At 44.1% G+C, this 22,212-nt stretch carries 29 protein-coding genes; 25 read left to right on the plus strand and 4 right to left on the minus strand.

What is annotated here, in order from left to right; genetic code table 11:
- Positions 1–4 precede the first annotated feature (4 nt).
- Genes CWB75_RS14095 through CWB75_RS14105 form a run of 3 tightly spaced genes read left to right on the plus strand, consistent with a single transcriptional unit; the run spans position 5 to position 3,262 of the window.
- Positions 5–2,602: a replication endonuclease gene (locus CWB75_RS14095; protein WP_138570989.1), complete on the plus strand. Its 2,598-nt coding sequence runs from the start codon at positions 5–7 to the stop codon at positions 2,600–2,602.
- A gap of 8 nt (positions 2,603–2,610) precedes the next feature.
- On the plus strand, positions 2,611–2,889 hold the full coding sequence (locus CWB75_RS14100; protein ID WP_138570990.1) for a hypothetical protein: 279 nt from the start codon (positions 2,611–2,613) through the stop codon (positions 2,887–2,889).
- A complete protein-coding gene (locus tag CWB75_RS14105; RefSeq protein ID WP_138570991.1) occupies positions 2,876–3,262 on the plus strand; it encodes a hypothetical protein in 387 nt (128 codons plus the stop codon). The genes CWB75_RS14100 and CWB75_RS14105 overlap by 14 nt, the downstream gene beginning before the upstream one ends.
- 171 nt (positions 3,263–3,433) lie before the next feature.
- Here the strand turns inward: CWB75_RS14105 and CWB75_RS14110 are convergent, their stop codons facing one another.
- Positions 3,434–3,859: a hypothetical protein gene (locus CWB75_RS14110; RefSeq protein WP_138570992.1), complete on the minus strand. Its 426-nt coding sequence runs from the start codon at positions 3,857–3,859 to the stop codon at positions 3,434–3,436.
- Between the two features lie 265 nt (positions 3,860–4,124).
- The gene (locus CWB75_RS14115) at positions 4,125–4,370 is read right to left on the minus strand and encodes an ogr/Delta-like zinc finger family protein (protein WP_009838248.1); all 246 of its coding nucleotides are present in this window, start codon (positions 4,368–4,370) and stop codon (positions 4,125–4,127) included.
- A 162-nt stretch (positions 4,371–4,532) separates the two neighbouring features.
- Between CWB75_RS14115 and CWB75_RS14120 the strand changes: the two genes are divergently transcribed.
- Positions 4,533–4,958: an SH3 domain-containing protein gene (locus CWB75_RS14120; RefSeq protein ID WP_138570993.1), complete on the plus strand. Its 426-nt coding sequence runs from the start codon at positions 4,533–4,535 to the stop codon at positions 4,956–4,958.
- A gap of 64 nt (positions 4,959–5,022) precedes the next feature.
- On the opposite strand, the gene CWB75_RS14125 is transcribed toward CWB75_RS14120, so the two are convergent.
- Positions 5,023–6,063 carry a phage portal protein gene (locus CWB75_RS14125; RefSeq protein WP_138570994.1) on the minus strand — a complete coding sequence of 347 codons (1,041 nt, stop codon included), beginning with the start codon at positions 6,061–6,063 and terminating at the stop codon, positions 5,023–5,025.
- A complete protein-coding gene (locus CWB75_RS14130) occupies positions 6,045–7,829 on the minus strand; it encodes a terminase large subunit domain-containing protein (protein ID WP_138570995.1) in 1,785 nt (594 codons plus the stop codon). Before CWB75_RS14130 ends, CWB75_RS14125 begins: the two co-directional genes overlap by 19 nt.
- A 192-nt stretch (positions 7,830–8,021) precedes the next feature.
- On the opposite strand from CWB75_RS14130, the gene CWB75_RS14135 reads away from it, so the two are divergent.
- From CWB75_RS14135 to CWB75_RS14230, 21 genes are all read left to right on the plus strand, one after another.
- Entirely contained in the window at positions 8,022–8,951 is a 930-nt protein-coding gene (locus CWB75_RS14135) for a GPO family capsid scaffolding protein (RefSeq protein ID WP_138570996.1), read from the plus strand.
- Positions 8,952–9,004: 53 nt separating this feature from the next.
- On the plus strand, positions 9,005–10,018 hold the full coding sequence (locus CWB75_RS14140; protein WP_138570997.1) for a phage major capsid protein, P2 family: 1,014 nt from the start codon (positions 9,005–9,007) through the stop codon (positions 10,016–10,018).
- Positions 10,019–10,079: 61 nt separating this feature from the next.
- Positions 10,080–10,649, plus strand: a complete 570-nt coding sequence (locus CWB75_RS14145; protein ID WP_138570998.1) for a hypothetical protein — start codon at positions 10,080–10,082, stop codon at positions 10,647–10,649.
- Between the two features lie 47 nt (positions 10,650–10,696).
- Positions 10,697–11,308 (plus strand): phage terminase small subunit, encoded by a 612-nt coding sequence (gpM, locus tag CWB75_RS14150; RefSeq protein ID WP_138570999.1) that lies wholly within the window; start codon positions 10,697–10,699, stop codon positions 11,306–11,308.
- A 109-nt stretch (positions 11,309–11,417) separates the two neighbouring features.
- A complete protein-coding gene (locus tag CWB75_RS14155; RefSeq protein ID WP_138571000.1) occupies positions 11,418–11,870 on the plus strand; it encodes a head completion/stabilization protein in 453 nt (150 codons plus the stop codon).
- Entirely contained in the window at positions 11,867–12,349 is a 483-nt protein-coding gene (locus CWB75_RS14160) for a phage tail protein (RefSeq protein ID WP_138571001.1), read from the plus strand. The genes CWB75_RS14155 and CWB75_RS14160 overlap by 4 nt, the downstream gene beginning before the upstream one ends.
- A complete protein-coding gene (locus CWB75_RS14165) occupies positions 12,346–13,002 on the plus strand; it encodes a phage virion morphogenesis family protein (protein ID WP_138571002.1) in 657 nt (218 codons plus the stop codon). Before CWB75_RS14160 ends, CWB75_RS14165 begins: the two co-directional genes overlap by 4 nt.
- A gap of 4 nt (positions 13,003–13,006) precedes the next feature.
- Positions 13,007–14,113 (plus strand): DUF2586 domain-containing protein, encoded by a 1,107-nt coding sequence (locus CWB75_RS14170; protein WP_138571003.1) that lies wholly within the window; start codon positions 13,007–13,009, stop codon positions 14,111–14,113.
- Positions 14,114–14,124: 11 nt separating this feature from the next.
- Positions 14,125–14,574, plus strand: a complete 450-nt coding sequence (locus tag CWB75_RS14175; RefSeq protein WP_024601300.1) for a phage protein — start codon at positions 14,125–14,127, stop codon at positions 14,572–14,574.
- A gap of 14 nt (positions 14,575–14,588) precedes the next feature.
- Entirely contained in the window at positions 14,589–14,789 is a 201-nt protein-coding gene (locus CWB75_RS14180; RefSeq protein ID WP_024602995.1) for a TraR/DksA C4-type zinc finger protein, read from the plus strand.
- Positions 14,790–14,793: 4 nt separating this feature from the next.
- A complete protein-coding gene (locus CWB75_RS14185; RefSeq protein ID WP_138571004.1) occupies positions 14,794–15,342 on the plus strand; it encodes a glycoside hydrolase family 108 protein in 549 nt (182 codons plus the stop codon).
- 11 nt (positions 15,343–15,353) lie between these two features.
- A complete protein-coding gene (locus tag CWB75_RS14190; RefSeq protein WP_138571005.1) occupies positions 15,354–15,908 on the plus strand; it encodes a hypothetical protein in 555 nt (184 codons plus the stop codon).
- Complete coding sequence (locus CWB75_RS14195; RefSeq protein WP_138571006.1) at positions 15,905–16,150, plus strand: hypothetical protein; 246 nt, start codon at positions 15,905–15,907, stop codon at positions 16,148–16,150. Before CWB75_RS14190 ends, CWB75_RS14195 begins: the two co-directional genes overlap by 4 nt.
- 3 nt (positions 16,151–16,153) lie before the next feature.
- Entirely contained in the window at positions 16,154–16,420 is a 267-nt protein-coding gene (locus CWB75_RS14200) for a putative phage tail assembly chaperone (RefSeq protein ID WP_138571007.1), read from the plus strand.
- Positions 16,421–16,467: 47 nt separating this feature from the next.
- Positions 16,468–16,608, plus strand: coding sequence for a DUF6890 family protein (locus CWB75_RS19345; RefSeq protein ID WP_405599111.1), 141 nt, complete (start codon positions 16,468–16,470; stop codon positions 16,606–16,608).
- Positions 16,609–18,531 carry a phage tail tape measure protein gene (locus CWB75_RS14205; RefSeq protein WP_138571008.1) on the plus strand — a complete coding sequence of 641 codons (1,923 nt, stop codon included), beginning with the start codon at positions 16,609–16,611 and terminating at the stop codon, positions 18,529–18,531.
- Positions 18,531–18,842: a DUF2590 family protein gene (locus tag CWB75_RS14210; protein WP_138571009.1), complete on the plus strand. Its 312-nt coding sequence runs from the start codon at positions 18,531–18,533 to the stop codon at positions 18,840–18,842. The genes CWB75_RS14205 and CWB75_RS14210 overlap by 1 nt, the downstream gene beginning before the upstream one ends.
- Positions 18,843–20,000 (plus strand): baseplate J/gp47 family protein, encoded by a 1,158-nt coding sequence (locus CWB75_RS14215; RefSeq protein WP_138571010.1) that lies wholly within the window; start codon positions 18,843–18,845, stop codon positions 19,998–20,000.
- Positions 19,997–20,521 (plus strand): phage tail protein, encoded by a 525-nt coding sequence (locus tag CWB75_RS14220; protein ID WP_138571011.1) that lies wholly within the window; start codon positions 19,997–19,999, stop codon positions 20,519–20,521. Before CWB75_RS14215 ends, CWB75_RS14220 begins: the two co-directional genes overlap by 4 nt.
- Positions 20,518–21,285: a phage tail-collar fiber domain-containing protein gene (locus CWB75_RS14225; protein ID WP_138571012.1), complete on the plus strand. Its 768-nt coding sequence runs from the start codon at positions 20,518–20,520 to the stop codon at positions 21,283–21,285. The genes CWB75_RS14220 and CWB75_RS14225 overlap by 4 nt, the downstream gene beginning before the upstream one ends.
- On the plus strand, positions 21,286–22,209 hold the full coding sequence (locus CWB75_RS14230; protein ID WP_138571013.1) for a hypothetical protein: 924 nt from the start codon (positions 21,286–21,288) through the stop codon (positions 22,207–22,209).
- Positions 22,210–22,212 lie beyond the last annotated feature (3 nt).

Here is a 22,212-nt window from a genome sequence, read left to right on the forward strand (position 1 = left end):
CGCCGTGGCTAACCCAACCCCGCTCGACCTTGACGCCCTTAACCTATCAAGCATAGCTAAGGGCTTAATTTCGTCTATTACTGATATTGACGACTTTAATTACCTTGCTAGCAACTTGGAAAAGGTGCCTGTGTCGCTGCAAAGTCGCATGGCCCGTAAATACATTGATCGTTACACCGAAAAAAAAGCGGGGAGCCAGTTCCGCGCTAATACATGGATACGCCGTACTATTGCGCGTTTAAAACCCCGTTTTGGTGTGCTACTCAGTATTACTCACAATATGCCATTGCCATGGCATATTCTAAGTAGTGTTGAAAAAACCAAAAAGCATGCAGGCACCCTTGCATTAGAATGCCTTGAAAAAGCACTTGATGTAAGCGAACAAAACCAGCATTTCCCGTATGAAAAAATAGTACGCCTTACCTACGAAGGGGTTGCAGGGTATGCCAAACAATTTGGCGTAAACGTACCATTTTACGACATGCGCGAAGACGACTTACCGCAAGCCTGTTTTGAAATCGCTTTACTTAAACTGCAATGCGAAAAATGGTGGGCTCGCCAGTTAAAAACCCTACGTAAACAGTTTTTAGAATTACTAGAAATTGCCACCGGCCAAGTGGGTAAAGACCTTTACTACGACAAAAAAAGCCAAAAACCTAAACGCCGTGGTATTAGCCCGTATTCATCAAAGCAAGCACAACGAGAATTTAGCTTTGCCCAAGCCAGTGGCCGCCAGTTCCTCGAAATGATGGAACTACAAAGCAGCGACGGCGATGTAATTAGCTTAATTGAAGCCGTAAAAAGTGGCATGGCAAACCCAGCTAATCGCCGTAATGAATTAATGCTACGAATACGTGAAACTGAAGAACTAGCCGACGAAATGGGCTATGTTGCCATGTTTTACACCATTACATGCCCTGCGCGTTTTCATGCCAATGCAAGTACATGGGACGGTTCAACCCCTAAAGATGCACAAAACTATTTAACTACCACATGGGCAAGGGCGCGTTCAAAGTTAAACCGCCGTGAACTTAAGTATTTTGGTGTGCGAGTAGTTGAACCGCACGCCGACGGGTGCCCGCACTGGCACATGATGCTATTCATGCCAAAAAACAAGCTTCAAGAAATCAACGCAATTTTGCGTTGGTACTTTATCCAAGAAGACAAAAACGAGCTTTACGATCGTTATGGCCCCGAGCTTACCCGCGCCAAAGTATTCAACAAATTTGTAGATATAAACACCCACGGCACGCACATAAAAACGGTTGAGGCGTGTGTTAAATATCGTGCTCATAATGAGAAAACCCATTTATTCAAGCTGTATAAACAAAAGCGCAGTGATTGGGGCTTTGCTAAAAAGAAAGCCAACGAAGTAGCCATACAACGCAATAAAGAAGAGGCCGAAAAAGCCAAAGCTGAAAAAAGAGAACCTAAAAAGTTTAAGGCGAAAAACCACAAAGCGCCTACCAAGTTTTATCGTACTTTTAGCCCACGCTTTGACGCTGTAAAGCTCGACAAAAGCAAGGGCAGTGCAGCGGCCTACATTGCTAAATACATTAGTAAAAATATTGATGGTTACATGCTGACCGATCACGTTGACGCCGACACAGGCGAAAACCTGCAAGAGCAAGCCAACCCCGTTTTAGCCTGGGCAAGTACGTGGAATATTCGCCAGTTTCAATTTCAAGGTTCGCCAAGCGTTACCGTTTGGCGAGAGCTTCGCCGTATGCCAAAAGGCAAACCGATAAAAGACGAAATAATAGAGCCAATTCGCCATGCGGCAGATACTGCCAACTGGAAAGATTACGTAAAACTACAGGGCGGCATGTGTATTGGCCGCGCCGCTAACTTTAAATCAATGTACGAAGACACCCCAATGGGCAACGACTACGCCGAAGTAGTGCGCCGGATTAAAGGGGTTGCAACCAACATTGATTACAAAGCCGTGCTTACACGTTTGTTTAACAACGTGCATAACGTAACGGATGCAACCAGCTTAAAAACCCGCCTTATAGAATGGACAAGGCAACTCAAAGGTACAGCAGAAAAACTCGCAGCTAAGGCTAGCACCAACGTCGGCGCAGCCGACCTATCTTGGTCTAGTGGTAATAACTGTACGCCTATAGCCGTGGGCTCTAGCGCCGAGTTAATACTCGATATGGTGGGGTGTGATGAAAAACAGATCACAGAGGTTAAAAAGGATCTAAATAGCGGTAAGAAGATCGCTAGAGACGGCCAAATTTACCAAATTAAAAACGGTCAACTTCATGTTCTAGACGAAACCGCACAAATAAAACACAACAAGCACCTCGCTATTGAATACCGAGCAAAAACACTCGCCCAAAAATCGGCAAGCTGGCATGTAACAGAGAGTCACTGGCAGCAAGCCCGCCAGTTAGTAGACCTAGCTTACCAATACGCACAGCTAGACGGGCGCGAAACCCTTAGTGCAACGCGCAATGAACTCGGTGAGTTCCATTATGGCGAGCCTAAAAAAGGCCTCATCATCATTGGCGATTGGGATTTAGCAATTTTAGTAAACAACAACAGCGCATCAGCAATCAGTGACAACGATTGGTGGTCACTGGATTTAATGGCGTAGGAGAGATAATGACTATTCAAATTTCAAAAGTATCAATGCCAAAGGCATGTATTAGTTGCCAGGCGTTTTGCCCAAAGGGGTATGCAGATGATCAGCACAGCCCGTTTATTACTAAATTCGATAAGCTCGCGCCTAAAACCCAATACGGCCAATGTGCTAAAACCAATAACAGCGTATTTGCCACCGAAATTTGCAGCGGCTATCAGCAAGAACCTAACGCCGATGTATTTGCAGTAACCAACAGACCCCAACCAAAACAACAGGAGAACAGCCATGGCCACAGGTAAAGTTAAAGCGGGTGATGTTTTCAACAACTGGACAGTATTAAACGAAGACCGCCGCAATAGAGGAGTGCAGCATTTTATGTGTAAATGCGTATGCGACACCACTCGCGTAGTACGAAAAGATAACTTAGGGTTTGTTCAAGGTTGTGGCTGTGATCGCAAAGCTTACAAAGCCCGCACGGGTGAAACCAAACCACGCACTAAAAAGGCGCGCGTTGTGTCACCCAAACCAGTAAGCGAACCTGTAAAAATATCACATCATGAAAACCAAGAGCCGCGCCCGCCATACCAGCAGCGTAGCAAATCAACCCGCGAGCTGTTAGAAGAACGTTTAGCACAACAGCAGTTAGAAAAAGAATTAAGTGAATTATGGTGAACCATGAAATCAACAGTTAAACGCCGCAATTGGGTATATCACTCAGTTGTTAAACCAAAATATAAACCACCAAAAAAGCCCGCATAACGCGGACTTTTTAGTGGATAATATTTAAGGCTATAGCCAAATTAAATCTAACTGTTCTTGATGCGGTAGATTTTTAAGAAATAGCTATTTAAGAAGTTCCTCAAGCTTTTTTTTAGCGAAGTTTTCCAATAACTTTGGTCCTATATTACAAATTGTGTTAATTGGCGCGTCTTTTATACGCTTTTTTAGCTGTGAAAAAATATCACTATTTTGAAGTGCGTTAGCATAGTTCTGACCTTTGCTAGTTAACCTCAAACGAATATCTGTAAATGAAATTGGTTCAATCTCATTATCAACTATCCCAATATCATATAGAGAAGCAACACTTCGCCCATCATATCTTGAAATAATGCCTTCATCTAAAAATATTTGTAATTGGAAAATCAGCTGTTTAACATCTTCATTACTATTACAAATATCATTATGTATCGACATTACTTCAAAAAATTGACTTTCATTACTACGAATAGATTCAAGAATTAATTTTGTAAAATTTAAATTAACTTTCATAATTACCTCGACTTTTATTAATTGTTGACCATTAAATAAAGCCAGTGTTAACCTGTACCTTCGACAATTCAGGCACTGGGCTTATTAATAGTCTTACCTGTAGAAATGGCCCAAGCTAAGCTTGGGCTTTTTCATTTCTAAGAACTACTTTACTCCTTTAATTGGGAGTGTCAAACGAGCTTTGTTTTTAAGTTATTGATTGTTAGCTGTTATTTTAAGTTTGTAATGGATTGTTTTAAGTTTCATACCCTAAATAAATATAAGGTTAAAGCCCAATTAACTCTAATTGCTCTTCACGCGGTAGGTTTTTAATAAGCGATGCCGCTAATTGTGCAGTGGTTTTGCAGGGCGGGTTTAAGAAGTGATCAAACGATTGGGTAATACGGAACGTAGCCCCGCACTCTTTAGTGTTAGTGCATGAGCAATATAAATTAACAACATGGGCGCTTTGTTTTTCGCGTGATGTAATTGTTGCTTTAGCTTCGCAATTTGGACAAGTAACCCGCGCCATAATAACCACCAATCGTTAATAAAATACACTGTCATTATATACAGTGATTTTATGCATAACAAATAAGCATTTAATTTTATTATGTATGTACAAGCTTTTAGCTAGTGTTTGATATAGCAAGATAAGTCAGCTATTTTAACAGTCTAAATAATAGGGATATTTATGAAACTCAATTCAGTATTAATTTTGATATTTTTCTTGTTGTTCACATTCTCCAGTGAAGCAAAAAACTGTAGAAAAGGTCAACCTTGTGGCAATTCATGTATTTCTTGGAAAAAAACATGTCGCATTGGGAGCTATAGTTACGATAAAAAAATAGGCTTTAATAGAAAAGAAAAAGTAGCTTACTCACGTTCAGAAATAAACGAATCAGAGAACGCTTCGGGTAGGTTTATAGTTACAGCATCCAAACTGAATGTAAGAGACAACCCATACACAATAAAAAATATAGTTGGTACTTTAGAAAAAGGTGAAGAAGTCTATGTGTATTCAATTGTAAATGGCTGGGCTATGATAAAATTCAATTCAACTTTTTATTATGTTAGTAGCAAATATTTGACAGATAAAACTAAACTAATTCTGAATTGATAGAGCTACTTTTTAGCTATAACTTGTTCTTTAATATCAAAGAACAAGTTATATGGTTAAGCTACTAAGAACTCGGCTCTAAATCAAAATTAAGCTGTAACTTACTGCTTATTTCAGAGTCCCTTGCTACTTCATCACTCATTAATTTAATCAGCGGTTTAGTCTCGTTTTTAAAATACATGGCATCGTATTTAGTCGGGTCGCCAAGTCCTGCATTGTTGGCCGGAATAATCCCCGCTAAGCCCGGTGGGAAACGGTGAGCGTTTAATATATCTTGCGCCGATACGTTTTTAACGTTCATAAATTCGTCTTTACTTTCAAAATTACCTACAGGGATTATTTGTAAGCCTTTTTCTTTACCGTTGGGTATGTTTACAAACAGCGAGCGGAAGTTACCCACGCCTTTACTGTCTTGTATTTTTTCTTTTATATCGTCTTCAACATCAGGGTCTAAGTTCGGATCAGTCGCATACATAATAAAACCCATGTGCGCGCCGTTTAAAAAGTACTTACGGCGGAACAGCGTTGCGTCTTCATTTAATAACGTGGCTTGTAACCCGCCTAAGTAATCGGCCAAGCCATATACTTGTTGCACGGGGTCATATTGGCGAACCCAAATAATGTCGCGCTTTTTATATTTTTTAACTTGGCTATTACGTTCAAGCACCACTGCGCCACCGTCACCGCCAACACGGGTACGGTAACTAGGCAGCGGAAACAACCTAACAATTTGCCCAAAGCCATTACGTATTTTTAATAGTGCCACATCGCCAAATTGCACCAGGTTTAAAAAGCCCGCTTGTACTTGCTGCGCACTCATACCACCATTAATAAAACGGCTCGCGGCCATGTTTGCACGGCTTTGTACTATGCCGCCGTGCTGGGCGTTACGCCGTGTTAAGTTGGCTAATAAATGGCGGTCTACTGGCGGCTCCCAGTAATTATCCATATCGTTATAAAACAGCGAGTCGTAATCGGTTAGCCACATGTCGGGCATTACTTGCTCAGGCAAGCCAAACACAACGGGCGCATTTTGTTTATTTTGTTGAACGTGCGGCTGGTCAGTTAACTGCTCAGCGTTTTGGTCTAATTCTGCATGGTCCATCGTGATTTTCTCTTATGTGCATGGTTAAGGGGTTCGTTAATAACAGCGTGGCTAATAGCAAAAAATACGTCTGCATGGCCTATGGTGTTATCGCGGCTGGCTTTAAAGGTTATGGCGCCGCCCGAGTCGGTACTGGTGCGGCGTATTGAAAGGCAGCTCATTGCAATGTCTTTATGGGATGCATCCCATTCAAGTCGGCCACCTTCAATCAGGTCGATCATTTTAAGTACTAATCGGGTTTTACTGCCTACGCTGTAATGTATGGCGGTGGCTTCACGCGGGTAAAGTGTGCTTATTGAGTCAAACACCCCCGCACCAATGCCGGTGGTATCTACACCAATATAAGTAACGCGATACTTAGCGTATATTTTTTGAATTTCGCTCACGTGGTGCGAAAAGTTCATCCCGCGCCAATAGTGCTTTTCAAGTATTCTGAATTTTTCGCCCGCTATTTCAGGTGGGGCAACCACCACCAGTGCAGCGTTATCGCGGGTGCGTGATGGGTCGTAACCTAACCACACCTCACGGTTACCGAATGGCTGCACAGCATTGGGTTTGTGATCTTGCCAGCGGGTGGCATCAACCATGGCTTTTTCAAGGTCGCTGAATTTAAATATACTGTCGGCATCGTCCACAAATATGCACATAAACAGGTTATTAAAATCATCGGCATTGTATTCATCGCGCAGTTCTTCAATGTCGAATAACTCACAGCCACCGCGCAAGGCATCTTCAATGGTAACTACATAGCGCCATTGCTTATCGGGGCACAGCCTGCCGTTATCGCGTAATTCATCAAAGCTGGGGAACTCAATTTCTTCGCGTTCGGCGCGCCCTTGGCGCCAGTGATCACCCGTCCAAAATGTATAAGCAGGGTGCGCTTTAGTCGACGGGGTTGAAAAATACGTTTTACGCCACTTTTTATGCGTGGCCATGGCGCTGGCTAATTTGTTTAGCTCGTTAAACTTACCAATCCAAAAGTATTCATCTACATAAACATGGCCGTGGTAACTTTGCGCGGTTTTGCTGTTGGTACTTAAAAACCGTAATTCGGCATCACCGTGGGCAGTGTGCAAAGTAATGGGGTTACCGGTGAGCTCTATTTCAAAAAACTCATGTGCAATGGCAATTATATAACTGCGGAACACCTCAGCCTGTGCGCGACTAGCAGAGAGGAATATTTGCGGGTCGCCACTTAATACAGCATCTTTAAACGCTTCACCTGCAAAATAGTAAGTAGCCCCAATTTGGCGGCTTTTTAAAATATTACGAATACGCTGATGCAAGTTTTCGTGCATGGTTTTTTGGTAACCAAATAACGAGTCGTACCAGGTGCCAAAGTCTTCAGCGGTTAAATGGCTAACATCATTTTTACGCTTACGGCCTTTGCTTTTTTTACTGTCTGTGCTGCCACCTTTATTGTTTTTATTACTGGGTTGGTTAGTGCTGTGGGGTTGTTCGGCCTGTGCTGCTTTTTCTTGCTGGGCGCGCTGTTTTTTAAGCTTAACGTGCTTTTCTATCAGCATGTCGAGCTCTTTTATTTGGTTACCTGTTTTATCGCTTACATCGGTGAGTATTAAAATTCGCCGTGCAATGGCTTCGTCTACGTCTTCTTCGCGCAGCATATCGCGCCAATTGTATTTATCGGCCCAATAGTAAATAACACGGTTGTTTGGTAACGCCAGTTCCGCGCGTATTTCGTCGGGGGTGTGGTGGCGCAAATAAAGCCGTTTTGCTGCTTCGCGTATTTCCGGTGAATAAGCCATTACGTGGTATAAGTCGCTCGTAAAATTAATAACTAGCCACAGTGTATTGGTTTACAATAAGCTTATAACCGCATAAAAAACCTCACGTTTCCTAAAACCCCAATCTAGGAATTACCAAAAAGCTAACCAATGTATTCAGCCTTTTTTTATGGCTATGCTGCGTTTAAATATTAAGTAACGCTGGGCTAAGTAATGGCAAAACAATCAGGTTGGGTAATAGCAGCAACAGAAGGCGCAACGGTAGACGGGCGCACCATTTCAAAAGAGTGGATCACTCAAATGGCTGCATCGTATTCGGTTGATGAATACACCGCGCTTATTTGGCCTGAGCACTTTCGTTCAAGTTGGGGCCCAAGCGAAGGTAAAAACTGGGGTACTGTTGACGAAGTAAAAGCCGCTAAACAAGGTGGTAAATTACGCCTGTTTGTAAAAATTACCGCTAACGACTACCTACTAGCTGCCAATAAAGACGGCCAAAAGCTGTTTATGTCTATCGAGCCAAACCCCGATTACAAAAGCGAAGGTCGCTGCTACTTACAAGGCCTTGCCGTTACCGACTCGCCAGCCAGTTCTGGCACAAGCCGCTTAAAATTCTCTATTGGTGATAATGAAGCCGATCACGAATATAGCCAACTCGAAACGCTACAACACAGTGACTTTATTACCACCAATAGCGAACCAAACAACCCCACGCCAAGCGATAAACAATCAAAATTTATGAATTTGTTTGCCCAAATGGCAAGTCTATTTTCTACCGATCAGCAGTCAGTTGATCCCCAAGAGCCACTCACCGAGGAAGAACCCATGAACAAAGAACAGTTTGATGCCGTAATGGGCAAGTTTGACGGATTAGATGCCAAGGTGACCGACCTTGAAACTAAATTCGCCAAGCAGCCAAAAGCCGAAGAAACCCCGCCAGTTGAAGAGCCAAAAGACGACGAGCCTGAAAGCGATAAAACCGCAGCAGGCGTAACCGCTGAGCAGTTTAGCCAGTTAATGGAAAAAATGGATGGCTTTAGTAAAAAGGTAGACGGCATAGAAAACAAATTTAATGCCCTTAGCCAAGAGCAAGGCGGCCAAGAGCCCGACCCAGTAGGCGGCGAAACCGTAGACCTGGTTTAACAAACGCATAACCACGTTTACCTTTATTAATGCATAACAGAGCGAGATAACGCATGCACTTAAATCAAACAGCCGCTGGGTTTTTACAAAAATACTCGGTGCAAGTAGCAAAATCATTCGGTGTGGAAGACGCATCACACAAGTTTGCCATTTCAGACCCAATGGAAACCAAACTGCGCGCCGCGCTTTTAGAGTCGGTCGAGTTCCTACGCATGATCACCACCATGCCAGTAGACCAAATTAAAGGTCAAGTTGTAAAAGTAGGTAACTACGGCATTGCGACAGGCCGAAAAGCCGGCGGTCGTTTTACATCAGAGCAAGGTGTTGATGGGCATACCTATGAATTGGTTGAAACCGATTCATGTTCAGCAACTACATGGGCGCTGTTATCTACATGGGCTAATGCCGGTAACTTAAATCAGTTTATGAAACTGATTAACCAAAATGCCACGCTGCGTTTTGCACTCGACATGCTGCGCGTTGGTTTTAACGGTGTATCAGCTGAAGCGACCACAGACCCAGTTGCCAACCCAAATGGTGAAGACGTAAACAAAGGCTGGCATCAAATCGTTAAAGAAAAAGCGCCTGGTCAAATCGTGACTGACACAATCTATTTTGATCCTAAAGGTGCTGGCGATTACAAAACGTTAGACGCCATTGTAACCGAGCTTAAAAACACACTTATTCACCCATCATTACGCAGTGACCCGCGCCTAGTTGTACTGGTAGGTGCTGACCTTACTGCAGAAGCGCAAACGCAAATGATGAACCAAGCTGACAAGCCAAGTGAGCAAGTCGCAGCCCAGCAAATGGATAAAAACATTGGTGGCATGCGCGCCTACACACCGCCGTTTTTCCCGGGCAAACGCATTGCTATCACTATTTTAAGCAACTTGCATATTTATACGCAAAAAGGCACCGCGCACCGCAAAGCAAAAGACGAAGAGGATCGCAAGCAATACGAGAACTCATACTGGCGTAACGAAGGTTACGCACTTGAAGAGTTTGAAGTCTATGCCGCGATTGACGAAAGCGCGATGGTTATTGGTCCTAACCCAGCGCCTTAATCATTAATTGCTAGGCCTAACCGCCTAGCTTTAACTCCAATTATTAAAAGGTAACCGTGCCATGAGTGCCATTGCTAATTTTAAAAAACGCCGCCTAGCTGAAAAAGATAAAGGCGAAACAACGGGTAATGCAAAAATCAGCATTACACCAGAAAAAGAAGCGTTAATTCTGCTTTCAACACTGTTAAACGTGACAACTGAAAACGCCATTGCTGAAGCAAATAAATACGTTGAAAACAACATTCGCTTTTTTGAAAAGCTTCAATTTGACGATGAAGGGAAAATCATAGGTTTTGATCCTGCCGCACCAGGTGAAGACAAAACCGCTGTTGCTGAAGTAACCCTTGATGAAAAAGGCAACATTGAAAACATTGATGTTTCACCCGTTGAAGATGAAACCGACGAGCTAAACGAAAGCATTAACACCGCAAGCAATGCCGCAGGTGAAATTGAAAACGCCGCAGATAAAGCAAGCGATGCTGCCAGCGATTTAGCCTACCAAGCCGACGATATTAACGCCGCTAATAGCGACTTAAAAGAGACGGTTGAAGAGCTAAAAAAGCCGTCGGCGGCGCAAGAATCCTCCAATTCAAAGAGCAAAACCAAGCAAAAAAACAGCTCGAAAAAGTAAGCCTAACAGGCAAAGGACAATACGCCCCAAGCCTGCACTTACAGCTCATTGAATTAGAAGACGACTTAAAACGCTTAAAAAACTATGTAACCCGCGCCGACAAAATCGCCCACAAACGTGATGTGTTATTGCCAAAGTGGTTACCCATTGTTGAAGACTATTTAGCAAAAAAAGGAACGCAAAATGAAGACAACCCGATTTACGCATATTGCACTATTTGGCTGTTTGACGTTGGCAACTTCGCTCGCGGTATTGAGTTTGGTTTCAGAGCCATTGAGCTTAACCAGCCCATGGCTAGCAGCATTCGCCGTAAGTGGCCTGGTTTTATTGCCGACACTGTTTTTGACTGGGCAAGCACCCAAGCAGAAAAAGGCAACAGCATTGAGCCGTATTTTGGCCAAGTGTTCAGCAAGGTTGCGAACACATGGAAATTACCTGAGCAAGTTACGGCTAAGTACTACAAGTTTGCGGGCCTTGCGTTACTGCGCAGCAAAAACGGCGACATATCGCCATCGCATGTGGGCGACGTGCAACGCTTACAGCAAGCCGATGGCTACTTAGCCAAAGCCGCCGAACTGCATAAACACGCACAAGTTAAAACAGTAAGAGACAAAATAGCCATGAGATTGAGATCCATTGCCGAGTTAAACGCTCAGTAATAGCCAAAGCTCCAAACCCTCCAGTGCACTAGCCGAGCGTTTAACGGGCGACCGTTAATAACCGCGTCGACGCTAACTGCACTGAACCCAAATTGAATAGGTATGTGGTATGTCATTTGGATACGAAGCAACAGCACAAAACAGCATTGAAATAGATGCTCAAAGCGGCTGGCCAGCACTAAGCACTGGCGAGTTTCGTGATCATCGCCGCATACCTGAGTTTTACGAAGAAACCGTAATAGCCGACTCATTAAACCGCAGCGCATTAGAAGTACAACAACAGCTAAGTAACTTTTTCATGAAACAAGCAGACACGGACGTCACTTTTACGCTTGTTAGTGGTGTGCCTAATTTTAACGATAAACAACAAAGTGTTTACCGTGGCGCCGTGTATGCCCGTTCGCATGCCGATTTAATGGGGTACTTTTCAGCGGTTGACCAAAAAGATGCAGGCAACAACAAAGCCGATAGCGTTGATCAGCAAGATGCCATATTAGCGCAATCTAACCGCAGCATTCGTTTATTGCTTGGCCTTGGCCGCGCCGGAGTGCACACGCTATGAGCCAAACCATTACCCAATTACAGCAACTAACCGACTTTTTAAACACCAGTTTAAAAGGGGCTATTCACACCAACAACATAGATGCCTGGCAAGAACGTGGCACCTTAATAATAAGCGGTGAAGACAAAGGCCAAGACGGTTACTTAGTTGCTAAGTGGAAACACACCGGCGTAATAGCCATTGAAAAATTTCCGCACCGCAAAATAAACCCGTACAACTTACTTGCTCTTATTGCTGCATTTTTAACAGACAGTGATTGGCCACGCGACGAATACGCCCTAGACGACCCAGAAATAGACATAGACGTAGTAAGCAAAGACAACGCCACCGTACTGATAGACGTGCAATTACTTGACGACATAGAGCTAATACCCGCCGACAACGGCCCTATTTTATTTAATGGCGCCCGTTATTACGTATCGCTTGCGCCAATTAGTGTTGCCGAAGACGTAGACGTAAATATTAAGGGGCAATCATGAGTTTAGTGATCACCCCCAATAGCAAACAAGCATTAAGCGCTAAACAACAATTGCAGCTATTGGCGTTACCACCGGCTAAACGCATTAGGCTATTAAAAAAATTAGGCCGCTATGAGCGTAAGCTTGCGCGCCAACGCATACGCACACAAACCACGGTAAACGGTAAAAAGTTTGCAGGGCGCAGCGACGGTAAAAAAACCAAAATGCTTAAACGCATGGGCAAAACATTAGAGCCCTATGTAAAAGCCAGTAAGCGCCTAGAGCTTAAACATAAATCACCTGTAGTGGGCAAAGTTGCAGCGCTGCACCAAGAGGGCGGCAGTGAACGAATGACCGCCAGCCGCATGGCGCGTATTCATGGCAAACCAAATTACAAAGCGCCGTGCACCCGCAGCCAAGCCAAAGCATTAGCGGCCGAGGGTTACAAAGTACGCAGGGCAAAAGGCAAAGGCTACCGCCGCGCCACCATTAAAGAAATTGCAGGCAGCTTAACCCATGGCAAAGCCACATTAGTGTTAAGTGAATTGCGCGGCCAAAAAAGCCGTAAAAGCTGGCCAATACCGGTAAAAGCGCGACCGTTTTTAGGCGACACAACGGCCAACGTACAACGCGAACTGGCAACAATATTAAACCAACTCAATAAACGAGGATAAACACATGTCACTAGGTAAAGTGCAAGTTAACAATTTGAATTTAGGGCAAGGTGACATCCAAGGTGTTGAACGACACTTCTTGTTTGTTGGCCGTGCCGGTGCAGTCGATGAAGAAAGCCAATTATTTAGCATTGGCGCCAAAACCGACTTAGAAAAAACCTTTGCAGATAGCCCACTGCGCGATCAGCTTATTGCTGCGCAATTAAACGCAGGACAAAACTGGACGGCAGCGGTTTACCCTTTGGCCGAGCTTGAAACTATTGTTGATGCCATTGACCGAGCCAACGAAGTACAAAGCTTTGAAGTGGTAGTGGTATGTGCTGAGCAAACAGCAAGCGCAGAGATAACCGTAATTCATGATCACTTAGAATCGCTAAAAGCCAAACTTGGCCGTTTTGTATCTGCTTTGGTTGCTGTGCCTGGTATTGATGCAGCCACGCAAACATGGCCAACCTATGAAGCCGCAACCATTGCACTGCAAGCCGATATTGCCGCGCACTTAGTGGTGCCTGTACCGCAATTACACGGTAATAACGTAGGCGTATTGGCTGGGCGATTATGTGACCGCAGCGTAAGCATTGCCGACAGTCCTATGCGCGTAGCCACTGGCAGTGTGTTAGGCCTAGGCGCGGCACCCGTTGACAGCGAAAACGAGCCGCTATCTCTTGCCACACTAGAAACCTTAGCAAATAAACGCATGAGCGTACCGCAGTGGTACAGCGATTTTGAGGGCATTTATTGGAGCGATGCCCAAACGCTAGACGCCGCAGGCGGTGACTACCAATACCTTGAGCATTTACGCCCAGTGCATAAAGCCAGCCGAGAAGTGCGGGTATTAGCTATTCGCCGCGTTGCAAACCGTGCGCTTAATTCAACGCCTAACAGCATTGAACTAAACAAGTCGTACTTTATGAAGCCACTGCGCGCCATGAGCAAAAGCACCACCATTTTAGGCACGCAGTTTCCGGGTGATATTAAGCCGCCAGTAGAGGGCGATGTAAATATTGTATGGACCACAAACAAAGCGGTGGTTATTTACTTGGTAGTTCGCCCTTACAACTCACCGAAAGAAATTACCGTAAACATCATGCTTGATTTAAGCAGCAACTAGGAGCACTAACCATGCGTTTATCTGGAATGAATTTTAACGTGAACTTGGGTGACATTATGGTCCAAGTTGACACGGCATCACTGGCTATTACCGACAATAGCGCCGTGAGCCAAACAAGTGGCGTGCCTGATGGTTTTGTTGATGGCGATGTAGCGGCCAGCGGTGAGCTATCGGTTAACGCCAGTAACTTTGCGCTTATATCAGATGCGGCAAAAAGTGCAGGCGCTTGGCGCGCAATGGAACCGTTCGACATTATGTTTTATGCAAAAACCAGCAAAGACGAGCTAAAAGTAGAGGCGTTTGGTTGCCGCATTAAGCTAAGCGACATTTTAGACATAGACAAAAAAGGTGGCCAAGCCAGCCTGTTTAAAATTCCGTTTGATGTAACCGACCCCGACTTTGTAAAAATCAACGGTGTGCCGTACTTACGCGCCGAAGAAATTGAAAACATAGTGCAATAAAAGGCAGTTAGTAAATGGATGATCTAGACCACTTAGTAATTGCACAGGAACGCGCTGAAAAACGATTTACCGATCAGCGCTTAAAAGGACTTAACAACAGCCGCGTGATCAGTGCAACGGATTGCATTGATTGCGGCGACCCAATACCCAAAGCGCGGCAAAAAGCCATCAAAGGTGTGCAGCGCTGTGTACCGTGCCAATCGTTAAGCGAGTAGCAAAATGAACGAATTAAAAATCAGATTGATAGGCGAGTTAATAGAACGTGAGGGCGGTTATGTAAATGACCCAACCGATCGTGGTGGTGAAACCATGTACGGTATTACCAAAGCAGTTGCCCGTGATTTTGGCTTTACGTGTGCTATGCACGACTTGCCCTATCAAATTGCATTTTTAATTTACGAGCAACAGTACTGGACACCGCTAAAGCTTAGCGATGTTAGCAAATTGAGTGAAACACTGACCGTGCAGCTGTTTGATTTTGCGGTTAACTCAGGTGTGTTAAGTGCAGGCAAGGCACTTCAAAAAGCGCTAAATGTGCTTAACAAATGCCAAAGCCTTTACCCTGATTTAATCGTTGATGGCATAACCGGTAGCCGAACCATTAAAGCGTTAAATAGCTATGCTGCAGCGCGAAAAAATGACGGCTTAAATGTATTGATTGGTGCAGTAAGCGGCCAGCGAATTAGCTTATTTATTGATATTGCGGCCAATGATGAAAGCCAAGAAAAATACACCTACGGGTGGTTACACCGCGTAGTTAATTTATAAGGAGCTAGATCATGGAATGGAAAAAAATTGCAAACACAGTAGGCGGTATTGCTGGCGCAGTAGCTCCTTTATTAACTGGCCCTGTAGGTTTAGCGGTAAGTATTGGTAGCCAAATTGCGGGCGCATTAGGCACAGAAAATACGCCAGAAGCGGTGGCTGCTGAGTTAAAAAATAACCCTGATGCAGCGCTTAAGTTGCAACAGTGGGCACACGAAGAACGTGAGCAAATACGCCAGGCTAATATTGAGCTGCAAAAAATTGCACTTGAAGAATACAAAGCGGATTTAAACGACCGCCAAAACGCACGAACTAACAATAAAGATCATTGGATGCCGTCAACGCTCACCATCTTACTGTTTGTTTTGTTCTCTGCGGTATTAGGTGCTTTGTTTTACGGACCCGACATTGAGCGAAACCGTGACCTAATAGTGTATTTGGTTGGCAACTTGTTCGTGTTGCTAGCTAACGCCGCTGCATTTTGGTTAAGCGCTACTAAAAGCTCGAACGATAAAGACAAATTAATGAACCTAATGCAAAAAACGGCAGGACAAGGAGCAGTTAAATGACACAGTGGATAATGGTTGCCATATCAACAGCCGCGTTAATTTTGAGTGTATTAGTGCCCATTATTGTGGCGCTGAACAGAGCAAATAAAGATACAGCCAAAGAGCTAAGCGATCATAAAACCCATGTGGCCGAAACCTACGCCACTAAAACCGATTTTGACAAATTAACCGAACGCATGGAGCGCCAACTACAAAACGGATTTGACACACTCGAAAGACTATTAACCAAACCTAAGGATTAACCCATGAAACAAGCAATTATTTTAACCATCGCCGCTACTGATTTTACTTTTAACATGACAGTGCAAGATCACAGCGACTTTGTAGACTCGGTAGCGCGTGGCGGCTCTATGACTGCAGCGTCACACAATATGGTAATGCGCACCATTGACGAAAAACAAAAGCCAGACCTTAAAAAAGTGCTTGAAGCATCGCCAGGTTCTGAGCTGCAAATTGCATCGATGCTAAAAGCTGAGTTTTCGCCAGTGTTGGAAATTGCCGTAAAAAAATAAGCGGGCTGATTGATTCGATTGATTCTAATCAGCTTGAACAGCTATTTATTTTACGCCGTCATTTATTACCGCATGAAAATGACGACGAGCAAAGCTTAGCTCGCGCTGGTTGGTTGTATAAAAACCAGCGCGAAAACCTAGAAAACGTAATAACCAATGCCGTGTGCAAAGCCTTTGGGGGCAAGTAAATGAGTTTACCGCAACCGCTAATGTTTACCGTTGGCATGATTGACCAAATAACCAAGCCTATTGCCAAAATAAGCAAAGGGTTAAATGGGTTAACCAATGACTACCAAGCAGGCACCATGAAAATGGCGTCGGGCGTTGCGGGTATTGCGGCCAGCGGTTATGCATTACAAAACGCACTTATGCCAGCCATAGAAATGGACCGCGCACTAGGCGAGGTTAAATCGCTGGGTGTGCGTGAATCGGCATTAAAACAACTAACCGATACATCATACGATTTTGCACTTAAGTACGGCAAATCGTCTACTGAATTTGTTAAATCGAGCTACGACATACAAAGCGCCATTGCTGGGCTTAACGATGCCGATTTATCAGCGTTTACGCTATCGAGCAATGTGTTAGCCGCTGCGACTAAATCAGACGCAGGCACTATTACCAATTATATGGGCACCATGTATGGCATTTTTAAAAACCAAGCTAATGCCATGGGCAAAAGTGAGTGGGTAGAACAGCTAACAGGCATGACGGCCACCGCAGTACAGGCATTTAAAACAACGGGCACCGAAATGTCGGGCGCGTTTACTGCTATTGGTGCGCAAGCAACCACAGCAGGTATTGCCATGAACGAGCAAATGGCAATCCTTGGCACATTGCAAGCCACTATGTCGGGCAGTGAAGCCGGTACAAAATATAAGTCGTTTTTAGCGGGGGTGGGTAAAGCGCAAGACGCCCTAAATTTAAGCTTTACTGACAGCCAAGGCGCGATGCTGCCTATGGTCGACATACTCAATAAAATAAAAGGCAAATACGGCGAAACCATAGACGTAACTGAGGGCGACGAACTTAAAAAAGCGTTTGGCTCTAATGAAGCCGTGGCCACCATAAACTTACTGATGAACGATATTGACGGCCTAGGAAAATCAATAAACGATTTGGGCAATGTTACCGGCATGCAACAAGCCGAAAAAATGGCCATGGACATGACAGACCAAAGCGAGCGATTAAGCCAAAGTTGGTATGTAATTCGTGCTGCGTGGGGCGCGGTGATATTGCCTGTTTTTAATGACTTTGTAGGCATGATTGCAGACATGGGCACTAGCATAGTCGGCTTTACTAACGAGTTCCCAACCCTTACCAAGTACATAGGTTATGGGGCTGTGGCATTGCTTGGCCTTGTGGCTGCGGGCGGTTTGTTTACGCTAATTATGGGCGCGGGAAAAATGGCCATGGTTGCATGGGGCGTGGGTGCAATGGCATGGGCGGGCATAAATGCCGCGCTTACATCGGGTTTAAGTGCATTAAGAGCCGTAATGTTTGCAGTAAACCTTGTTATGTACGCTAACCCAATAGGCTTAATTATTGCGGGTATTACTTTGGCAATAGCGGCCATTGGCGCACTTGTTTATTACTGGGACGACCTAAAAGCCACCATGAGCGAATGGGGATGGATTAAAGCTATTAGTGGTATTTTTAGCAGTGTATGGGGCGGCATTAAAAGCATATTCAACGACACTATGGATTGGATAATAGATAAATTAAACCTGATCCCCGGTGTTGATATTGAAGTAACGCCTGAAATTGCGCCGATTGACAAAACAGTGCCAGAAAACGTAAAAACGCCAGCGCCATTAATACCGTACGAGCAGCAAGAAACGGCTAATAACGTGGTGCCATTTTCGCCGCCTGTTATGCCTGAAAACTTTGTGATTGAAGCGCAGCAAACTGAGCAACTTAAAAGCAAACCACCAAGCTATAACGAACTACCCGCGCTTAAGCTTGAACGCATGCAGCCACAGCAAAGCATTACCAATGCCCGCAATACTAATAGTAACGATAACAGCAAGCGCGTTTACATTGAAAACGTAACAATGAAATCGGACGACATAGCCCGCGACTTTGAAAAAATGATGGAGCTTACCGGCTAATGATACATATAGATTTAAATGTAGTTGATCGAGACTTGTCGTTTGATGAAGTGCTAACACCAGCGCAGTTAACTAAGTCTGATGTTATTAGCCAAGATATTAAACACCGATTACTAGAAAGCGGCTTGCCGTTTTTATTAATAGGCCAACGCAACATTAACAGCATAAAAATGGTACTGACCGAAGTAGAGCTAATAGTAGAGCAAGACGACCGCTTAGTGCCAGGCACAATTCAGGTATTTTACGGCATCGATAAAAGCATAAAAGTGTTAGCGCAAACCAAAGACTACGGACAAGAGGCGGGCAATTAAATGGCTAATAAAGCACAGTTTGAGCAGGTTCTTATTGATGCGGGCATTCCTGTAACCGAAGAAGACGCCAAAAAAGTATGGGATGAAATAGTAAAACAAGAGGGCTTTGAAGTTAAAAACAACAGCCCATTTAGCCCGTTTTGGCGTTTAATAAAAGCCATTGCCACAAAGCCCGCTTTGCAAGCAACCGGATTGTTGGCCAGTAGTGTTATGCCTAATAGTTTTGTGTTGTCCTCAAACGGGCAGTGGACAGACGAACACGGCGCGGCACGAAATACGCCGCGTTTAGGGGCTATAAAAACCCAAGGCAATTTAAAAATTAATAGAGCAGCTAGCGATGCTGAATTAATAATCCCCAAGGGCACTATTATAAATAGCAGCCCGTTAAACGGCATTACTTACCAGCTTGAAACGCTTTACGACACGGTATTTACCGTAGGCGTAAGCGAGCAAACAACGTTAGCGCAAGCCCTTATTGAGGGTGGCGCCCATAACTTAACAGGTGGTTATTTTAATCAGTTTGCTGAACCCATTGACGGCGTAAGTGTTGTTAACGAAGACAATTGGATAGTACGTGCAGGCCAAGAGGTAGAGGGCGACGAAAACTATAAACTACGTATACGCGATAAGTTTGCAACGCTAGGCAACTACCATGTTGATGCGGTATACCGCGCCATAATTAGTGAGTTTCCGGGCATATTGGCCGACAACATAGTGTTTGATAAAAACGCACCGCGCGGACCAGGTAGCGCAACCGCGTATGTGCATTTAACCGTGGGCAGCATTAGCCAAGCGGTTATTGATGCCATTAATAACCATATTGCTAGCGGCTACCACGGCACCGGCGACGATATGTTAGTGCAAGCCATACCCACCCAAGCACAAAACATTGTGGCCGATTATTGGTTAAAGCCCAACGTAAGTGACATTCAAAACGAGCTAAACGAGTGCATACGCGCGGCATTTAGAGAAAACGCCGCTTATGAGGTTACAACCTGCAGCGCTAACAGCCGCTTTAGTTTTAGTGTATTGGCCAGCGAGCTGCACCAACAGTTCCCCGCGCTTAAATCAATTAAGTTTGCAAATGACGATATTGAATCGGGATTGTGGCTACCTGTAATTGGTAGTTTAACCACCACATTGCGAGCAAACGCATGAGTGAACTAGATAAAATTGAGCTACCAAGCTGGTTAAGCGGTGCAGATGCTAATGCACTGGCAAAAGTAGCCCAAACATATTGGCAACGCCTTGAAAGCCAGCTTTTTTGGTGGCTAGAACAGCTAAATGATGAACAAGCCGCATTGCCTATTTTAGATTTACTTGCGTGGGAACGTGGCATTAACCGGCTAAACGGTGAAAGTGTAGAGCTTTACAGTTTACGCATAAAACACGCAGTAGCTAACAGTGAGGATGCTGGTTTTGATGTGGGTATGGAGCGAATTTTTAAACGCCTGGGCTTTGGCTTTATAACAGTAAATGCCCGCCCACCTGGTTTTGATTGGGACATGGTAGAAATAGCCATGCTTGAAGAGCAGTTTCGCGATAGAGAACCGCTAGTAAACGAAGTTATAAAGCAATACGGCCGTACATGTAGGCGTTATTTTTTAAGTGCTATGTCGGTAATTAATACCACTGATGCAATAGCGCTTGTTGAATTTGATAAAGAGGTGATCGGGTGAGCCAATTACAAATAACCAATGCGGGCTTAGACTACCGCAACGCTGTATTTGCAGGCGATGAAGTGCAAAACATAACGCATTTTGTGTTTGCCAATATTAGCGGCCAAGACGAAACAGCCCCGATTGATCCTAACACTGTGATACCCGCAAACATTGTGCATAGTGAGCCGGTTAATGCGGTATCAAAAGTCGATGGCAACGCCATTGTGATCAGTGTTGTTATGGGCTACGAAATAGGAGACTTTGAATACAACTGGTTTGGCGTAGTGGCAACGAAAGCAAACAACGAACAGGTACTTATTGCTGTAGTAACCACCGCTTTGCAAACCAAAACAAAAACCGTGGGCAATATAATAGGTAACCACAGCGTTAAAAGCGTGGTTTGGCGCAGCCAAAATATTGCAGACGATTTAAGCATTACCCTGAGCGCATTGCCATGGCAAGTGCAAGAGGGCGAGTTTGTAAGCATGGCAGAATTTGAAGCCTATCAAAAATTTATTACTCAACCAGAACTTGAGCTTAAAAAGCGCCACAACTTAACTGACTCAGCAAACTATAACGCGCCGTTAGTTGCTGAACTTACGGGGAACGAGTGGTTTTCAGTACGGGCCAGTAACGGACAGCCCGTTTTAACAACGGCTGATACTGCAAAGTATAAACGCTTAGCGGATGGCGCAGTAGATACCCAAGTAACCATTGTTGCTGATGATAAAAACGAACGTGTATTTGTGTATAACAAAATAGATAACGTGTGGGAGTTTTAAATGGATAGCGTAGTAAATAACGAAGCAGGCTTTAAAAATGGTGTATTTCAAAACTCACAAACTGATTTGCTGCCTTGGCCTGATGCAAAGCGTGGGACTAGCTTTTTTGATGCTATTGATGTGGACTATGGAAGTAGACATAAGATACCTGTGATTCCTAACCCTTATGATCCTCTAAAGGGCGGTTTAGTAATCGTTGACTTTAATATCATTTATTACAATGCAGATGGCTCTATCAGATGGAATTTGACTACAAATGATATTGTTGGCTCTACTGCATATTTCGAGAACCCAACGCGAGGGAATGGCGAATCATATGTAATCACGCTAATAGATAACGTGCCACATTTGCTTGGTAGATTATCGATAAATTACGACAGCTCTGTCAGGTTCTTTACCGTTAATCTAGAAAATATTACTCATAGACTTAGCTCTATAAAAACACCAAAAGCCAACTCACCATTTATTGTAGAGAGTCTAGGTATTTTGGAGGATGGGACTGTATTCGCTGTTTATTACAACTCAGGTAAAACAATCTTTAAATCATGTGAAGTTGATATGACGACCCTATCACAAGGTTTGGAATTGCCTGATGTGGGTCTCATCAGAACTGAGGCAGACCAAAACGGCTGGATAACAAATGGTATTGCGTTATTTAATGGCTCAGTAGTGATGGTTAAAGGTGGAACGTTCGGTATAAATCCTGATTTGGATATGTCTATTTCAAAGACTAATAAACGGCAAGTTATAACGAGACACAGAGAAGCAGTCAATGAATTTACTGGAATTTATCAGGTTTCAAAGGATATGTTTATTGGCGTAGGAAACAGTCAAACGTTGTACTTAGATAGACCGCTATTAGAAAAGTGGGTATCAGATTGCATACACGCAACAACTAACTTTCGTATTCAGCAAGAGGTTTAAATT

Source organism: Pseudoalteromonas sp. S1608 (assembly GCF_005887265.1).
GTDB lineage: Bacteria > Pseudomonadota > Gammaproteobacteria > Enterobacterales > Alteromonadaceae > Pseudoalteromonas > Pseudoalteromonas undina.